The 7226-nt window shown below is 44.8% G+C and carries 4 protein-coding genes and 1 pseudogene; all 5 read right to left on the bottom strand.

Features of this window, described 5'->3' with window-relative positions:
• Positions 1-341 (bottom strand): annotated as a pseudogene (locus Q0F58_RS15940) (transposase); the annotation flags it as partial.
• A 44-nt stretch (positions 342-385) separates the two neighbouring features.
• A complete protein-coding gene (locus Q0F58_RS15935) occupies positions 386-3088 on the bottom strand; it encodes a DEAD/DEAH box helicase (RefSeq protein ID WP_294378756.1) in 2703 nt (900 codons plus the stop codon).
• An 11-nt stretch (positions 3089-3099) separates the two neighbouring features.
• The gene (locus Q0F58_RS15930) at positions 3100-4830 is read right to left on the bottom strand and encodes a site-specific DNA-methyltransferase (RefSeq protein WP_294378754.1); all 1731 of its coding nucleotides are present in this window, start codon (positions 4828-4830) and stop codon (positions 3100-3102) included.
• A gap of 221 nt (positions 4831-5051) precedes the next feature.
• Positions 5052-5687, bottom strand: coding sequence for an RloB family protein (locus Q0F58_RS15925; RefSeq protein WP_294378752.1), 636 nt, complete (start codon positions 5685-5687; stop codon positions 5052-5054).
• Positions 5659-6849: an ATP/GTP-binding protein gene (locus Q0F58_RS15920; protein WP_294378751.1), complete on the bottom strand. Its 1191-nt coding sequence runs from the start codon at positions 6847-6849 to the stop codon at positions 5659-5661. Before Q0F58_RS15920 ends, Q0F58_RS15925 begins: the two co-directional genes overlap by 29 nt.
• Positions 6850-7226: the final 377 nt, after the last annotated feature.

Genomic DNA, 7226 nt, shown 5'->3' with positions numbered 1-7226 from the left:
TTTCGCATCTCTCCCTTCTGAGCATCTGATGCTTCATTATAAACATCTTCAAACCGATGGTCATTAGTCATGACACTGAGCAGCTGCAGCGTTTCCTGCACGTGCTTCAAATCCTGTGGTTTCGGCTCGTAGTCTCCATTCTCCCGCTTCTGCACGAAATAGTCCGCCACGACCCGGAAATCGCTCTGAAATAAGTTTACCTCCTTCTGATCCATAAACGCAATCTCAGATACGTGAATTTCATAATCATTCACATACTTATCTAATTCTTTCGGGATATCCAGCCTTTCCTTCAGCGTTAACGGCCCGCTCCACCTCTGCTTATGCCCGAAGTAAAGCACCAGCGCACGCCATATTCCTTTCCAAAAGCAATTGGATTAAATTCCTACATTTTTTTAAGCATCTCCACGAACTCATCCATCGGATACGCCCCCTCGATATGAAGATCCTTGTCTTGGAATACCATATAATAACGATACTTAGGCCCTGCCAGATTCTGCCATGCTCTTCCCAAGCGAATCTTCTGCTTCGTTTCGCTATTCTCCAGATGGTCTCCTTTAGTTTCGATCAGGATGATTTTCCCACTTTTCGTTTCAACGATAAAATCCGGATAATGATTGATAAATCCGTTGATACGGAATCCTGTTCTGGATGGATTTCTATGCCACCACCTGATATTGCCCATAGCGGTGAGTTCCATCACCATGTCATATTCAAAACCGTTGACAGCTTCCTCACCTTCATAGAGGCTCCCTCCATACATCGTTGTAGACTGCAGCGGTGCAATGATGGATGGAAACTCATAATAAGGCTCTACTGTGATCTTTCCGATCTCGATCCATCTCTGGAAGGTTTCCTCATAGTAGCTGTCCATGAGCCTCTGCACATACTTCTTTAACCGTTCTGCATATCCTACCGGTGACTTTTGCAAGCCCTTCAAAGTCTGTTCATCCATCATATCTACAACGATGTCAACATACTTCCGAAGGTCACTATCCCCTACGGAATCGATCTTCCGGACAGCACGAAACAGAATATCTTTACATTCTCGGATCTTAGATTCTTCGCTCCACTGCGAAAACTGATTCACAAAGAATCGCTGGTCTGCCTCACTCATTTTAAATACGCGAGGAGTGCTGCCGTCGCTGTCCTTCAGATCGATTTTCGCGATTTCATCATCTGCACGTTCAAAGTCAATGTCATAAGGCTTTCCCTTTAAACTAAATCCCTCTGCTAAATTTTCCCTCTCCAGGCGGACATTATAACCATCTACAAAAATACTTTGCTCCACATGCATTGCAAACTGAGGAAGCTTTAAAGATCTCAACTCCTCCTCAAACTCTGGATTCACTTTAAACGTATTCATATTATCCTTTACATCTTCCGGTATATCGGAGAACGGATCATCCTTCTGATCCTCCAGCGTCTTTTCGAAATCTTCCTGTTGTCTGGCTGCGTTCTGCAAAAGAGCGTCTGCACCATACAACCCAGATATGCTTTTTTCATGTAATGCTGAATTCTGATTTCTCTCCTGAAGTGCAACAGAAATATAACTTCCATCAAAATCCAGGAAATCTTCTGCATTCTCATCCGATAAGCCCTTCTCACTCTCTGTACTTTCGGCTGTACTATCTGATATCTGTTCTGACGATTTTTCCGGAAATAGTGTAGTTTGCGTTCCGGCAGGTGTAATCTCTTCCTTCGGACTTTCTGGATTATCTATTTCCCCGACACGATAATCCTTTTCGGAGAATCCCGCACTGTTCAGCCCGCGAACAATTTTATCCAGCGTGTTCTTGAAGTCATTCGATGAAGTCAAGACATAAGACATGTTCAGCGTCGGATTTTTCTGGAAGCGTCTGGTATAGGGCTGCCTGAGAACACGTCCTAGAATCTGTTCTACATCTATCTGGCTTGTCTTGTTGGCAAGAGATGCAAGAATGTATGCGAACGGGCAATCCCAACCTTCCTTCAGTGCATTCACCGTGATGATATAACGGATTTTGCAATCCTCACTGAGCAGATCTACGTTCTTGATCTCATTGATATCAGCTGTCTTGATTGCAATCTGATCTGCTGGAATGCCTACACTAATCAGCTTCTCCCTCAGACGATCAAATGTCGCGCTATCTTCTTTCCCTCTTGGCTGAGCCTGAAACAGTACGATAGGGCGCACATAATTTCCCGTTTGCAGGTATTCATCCTGCGCCTGCTGCTCCAGACGATTTCTTAGATCGATGGCATCGACGATAACTTCCTGCATGCTGTCCCGGTTATATACGATAACCGGAAGCTTGACCATGTTTTCGCGCTTCAGCTGAATCGCATCCACATAGCAAAGGACATTGCTGTCCTTGGTCGGCGTCGCTGTCAGATCCAGAACGAAAGAAGGATTGAAGTTTGTAAGCATGTCCTTGCTGAGATTGCTTCTGGCATGATGGCTTTCATCTACGATGACAACCGGATTCAGCTGATTGATGACCTGCATAAGCGCTGTCTCATCCACATCTGCAATCGGATTTACAGGAGCCCCCAGTGCTTTCGCAATCGGAGCCAGATTGCTGTTCTCCTGCTTCGCTTTTAAGGATTCCTTTCTTCCACGGAAAGAATCATAAGAGAGCACCATGATCGAAAGCTGCTCGCTGATGGACGTAATATTAAAATTCTGCCCATTCAGAAGTTCTTCCTTGGTATACACCTCCACGCGACTGTTAAAATCAGTATTGATTCTCTGCCGATACGGATGCTCCGGATTCTTCAACGCGGCCAATGTCTGCGTCATAATCGACTCGGATGGCACCAGCCAGACAACTGCTTTTGTTTTTGTATTTGGAAGTCCATCAAAAATCGGACGAATCGCATTACAGGCGATGAAGGTCTTTCCACCTCCGGTCGGCACTTTCAAACACAGATGCGGCACGCCCGGAAGGATGTTCTGATAAGGCGGTATCTTGCCCGATTCTACCGGCAAACCTTTCTGATTCCAGAACAGCCGATAGGCTTGATCGATCTTTCCAGTCTGATTCAGCAGCTGCATATATGTAGAAAGGTCCGAGATGACCTTCTTCTGATAAGTCTTTAGTTCCATATCGCATCACCTCACAGTCTGGCAATATCTCTCGGTATCTTCTTAAAGGTAATTCCGTACTTCAAAAGTTCATCATCGCTCAGGGTGCACTGATCTGCATAGATTACATAATGGTCCGCCTTCTCCTGAACGTGGGACAAGAACGCATAGTTCAGGATACAGAGAGCTTCCTTCTCGTAATAGAAATAATAGGCAGTGCCGTTCGCGACGCCGAGATAGTAAGGGGCATCTTTCGGCTCGTAACTTGTGTGGGTCTCCGCGTACCATATATACTCACAGATCTTTTCATCCGGAACCTCCGGATTCAGCTGATGGTCCTCGATAAACAGCGGCTGTCCCAGCTCGTAGTAAGTAAAGTCGCCGCCCGTTCCTTCTACTGCGCTCTTCCCTTCTCCATATCCATCAATCACACGCTTGACACGTTCTGCTGTAATGGTATCAGCATAATCGCCCATTTCGATCAGGATGAATCTTCGATGACCTCCGTCCTCTTTGTTTTTGTTGAGAACTGCATGGGCAGTGGTGCCAGACCCTGCGAATGCATCAAGAACAATCATATCATCCTCTACACCAACGATATGTAGAATACGCTCTATCAGGCGTGGAGGTTTAGGAGTATCGAATGTTGCGCGACCAGCAAAGATTCCTTTTATGATTTTAGCAGCTTCATCGGTATGACCGACTTCTGTATATGTCCATAGATTTGTCGGTGGCTTTCCTCCGACACTGTCCAGGTAGGTTTTTCTACGAACACCCCCTAATCCACCTTTAGTAAAGTAGAATTTGGGCCATCTTCCTCTATCATACACCTGCTTAGCTTTCTTCTTTGATTCCTCCATTGATTGGGATAATACTATTGCACAAACCTCCATTCTGACTTCGCTAACAGGCACACCGCAAATCTCCGCTCTTTTTTCAACGTCTCCTATATCTTGGAGCTTATATTCACACCACCCCTTCATTATTTCCAACATCTGATCCTGCTGATAGCGCCAACATGCCCCATTGGTTGGATAAATCATATCTCCGGTAAATGGGTGCTGTATTGCATAAACCATACCTTGATGAGTTGCTGCGCCTGGTGCAAATGGGTTATCACTCGTCCATGGAGTTACATCATTATCCGGATTTTTATATTTTGCATCCATCTCCGCTGTTCGTGCCAGTTTCTGCGGCTGCCAATCCGGATTTTTGCTGTAGACCAAAACATGCTCTATTTCATTAACGATACCTTTCGAATCATTTCTGGTTGAGTAAGTTCTTTGCCATGAAACATTTGACACAAAACAGTTCGATCCAAAAATCTCATCGCAGATCATTTTCAAGTTGTACAGCTCATTATCATCGATGCTGATGAAGATTGCTCCATCTTCACTAAGCAGCTTCTGCAACAACTTAAGTCTTGGATACATCATGCACAGCCACTTGTCGTGGCGGCTGAGATCCTCACCCTCTTTACCGACCACTTCGCCAAGCCACTTCTTGATCTTAGGATCGTTGACATTGTCGTTATACACCCAGCCTTCATTGCCCGTATTATATGGCGGATCGATGTAGATGCACTTAACCTTTCCCTCATATTTCGGCAGCAGAGATTTCAGCGCTTCCAGATTATCTCCGTGGATAATCATATTCTCACTTTTATCTCTGCCATAAGTATACTGCTTATCCAAAACTCGGTAAGGTACATCCATATGATGATTGATGACCTTGTCCTTTCCGATCCAGTCTAAAGTCGGCATGGTCTGCATTCCTCCAAAATGAAACAGGAAGCACAGAGATTCTTCTCCACGCTCCCTGATTAGGTGCTACATATTTTTTCTTATGATATCATTTTTTCTGTCAATTATCTACCTTAGCAAGGTAGTGACGAACTCTAGCGTCATTTTCGAGTTACTGTTCACTAATCCTTGCTGTCATATCCATTTTCAGAAACATGTTTGATAATTGGCATAAGCACGACTTATATAGATCTTTTGCTATTTAAAAACTCAACCAGCTCATAGACCGTCGTCACCGGGTTGCTATCTCTATGGACTACTTCGATATGCTCTTTACGCAGATACTCAACTCGTTCTTTTGCCCGTTCTATCGCTTGCTCCTGATGCATCTGTAAAAGTCTGAATACATCTCCATTTTTCTCATAATTATCCAGATATCCCTTGCCTTTTAAAAGGCTGATGACCGTATCGCAATCTTTCAAATAGCCATTTCTTTTTTCGAAATGAAGCAGGTACCAGTATTCAAAGCATGGATTGGAGTAAGCAATCCTGTAACCCTGTTTTTCTGCGTAATCCACTGCCTGATGAAGCTCCTGATTTTTATTGTCATCGCAGTCAAACACACACCACAGCTGATCTCCATCTTCAGGATAGTAATCGGATTGAGAAATCAACGCCTGTGCATGCTTCACCAGATGCTCTGCCGCCTTATGCTTCGACGATATCGGTATGACATCCACAAGACAGTTCCTGGAACGAAAGTGCCTGAAATACAGTGTCTCTGTTTCCTTTCCTTCACATATGATATAAATAATCGGTCTTCGCTTACGTCGTGCTACCCTGTTCGGGTTATACTCTTTCCTGAATTTCGCCGCCATCATCACCTCCTATAAAAGGCACCGCACCGAAACGTCCCCGGAGATAGCCTTTTCGCACATCTTCACCCTTTCGCGGGGAGAAAGAGGCCAGCGAATACAGCTCGGTCGCGCAGGTCTTATCATCCTTTTCGGCAAACCATATCTGATCTCTACGGAAAAATTTGAGATCCAGAAGCATTGCATCATGGGTTGTGAACAGAAGCTGTGCCCCATTTACGTTCACATGCTGATCCTGTATCATCTCGATAAATCTCTTCGTCAATAGCGGGTGCAGACTGTCTTCGATCTCATCCACCAGCAGGAGTGCCCCCTGATCCAGTGCCTGGAGCCATCCACCGATGCGTGCGAAAAAGCGCTGCGTGCCTGCCGACTCCTGATCCATCCGAAGCTGGAAATGCTCGATGCTTCCATCCTCATGAATGATTCGATGCGTAGTCGTAATCACAGGTGCATTTCCAGATATGCTTTTAATGCTGACATCCGAGATGCCGAGGTCAGCCAGCATCAGTTCCTTTAAAATACGCATTTTCTTCGAATCACTGCTTAAAATCTGTCCCACCGTTTCTGACCTTGCCGGTTCTTCCTCCATCAGGAACGTCAGCTTTTCAAAAAACCACATATAGGCATTCTCTGTCTGCGGAAGATTCCAGTCGTTTGAAGACACGAGGTAAAGCTTGTTGTCCGGTGTGCGATTACTTAACGCCGTCTGTTCATTTACATTCTCACGAAACTCATAGACACCATGATCTCTCGAAAAGATCAATGCTTCACGCCCATTCGGCCAGTAGTACAGGTACTCTGTATGAATCCGGTTTTCGTCGAAGGAAAAGCCATAGGCATAACGCACACCATGATACATAAATACCGTTTCGAATGCGGTCGGATTTGCGTTGCCACCGAACGGCTCCCACGGCAGTTTCTGCCCTTTCAACAGCTTCGCGGCATCCCCGACGATCATATTTTTCATCGTTTTCATCGCATGAAGAACATTACTTTTTCCCGCTGCATTTGCTCCGTAACTGGCAATCGCCGGAAGAAGCGTTTTCTTCTTATCCGGATGCAGCAGATTTTCTCTAAAGGATGTATCCTTTGAGGCTGCGAAGCTGATAACTGCGCTGTTTTTGATAGACCGATGATTTTCGATTATAAATTGAATAAGCATGCCACATTTACCCCTTGCTCTTGCCCATGTCACTCTTTCTCCTCTATCATACCAGCAAAGCCGATAATATCCAGCTTTTAATTCGTATTTTCGCAGTTTTTCTGCAAAATTAGCGTTTTGATATTTCGAAAGTCAATTTTGCCGCCTGAAGTCAGGCAACGAATTCAAAAACAGCCTGTCTTATAACGTAACAGTTCAGATAAGGGATCCGGAGGAGCGGCAATGGAGTACTGTGCCTCCATTGCCGTCCCTACGGGTCCCTTAGCCGAACTGTCGCCTTATAACCTCCATCTATAACGACGCCTAAATTTTACGTATTATACATTTCATCCATTCCCCATTAAAATAAGTAAGATATTTTCACATTATATCTATAC

Origin of the sequence: uncultured Clostridium sp. (assembly GCF_934754915.1) — a bacterium.
Classification (GTDB): domain Bacteria; phylum Bacillota; class Clostridia; order Clostridiales; family Clostridiaceae; genus Clostridium.
Note: the sequence above shows the minus strand (reverse complement) of the source record. Positions and strands in the feature narration are given on the sequence as shown.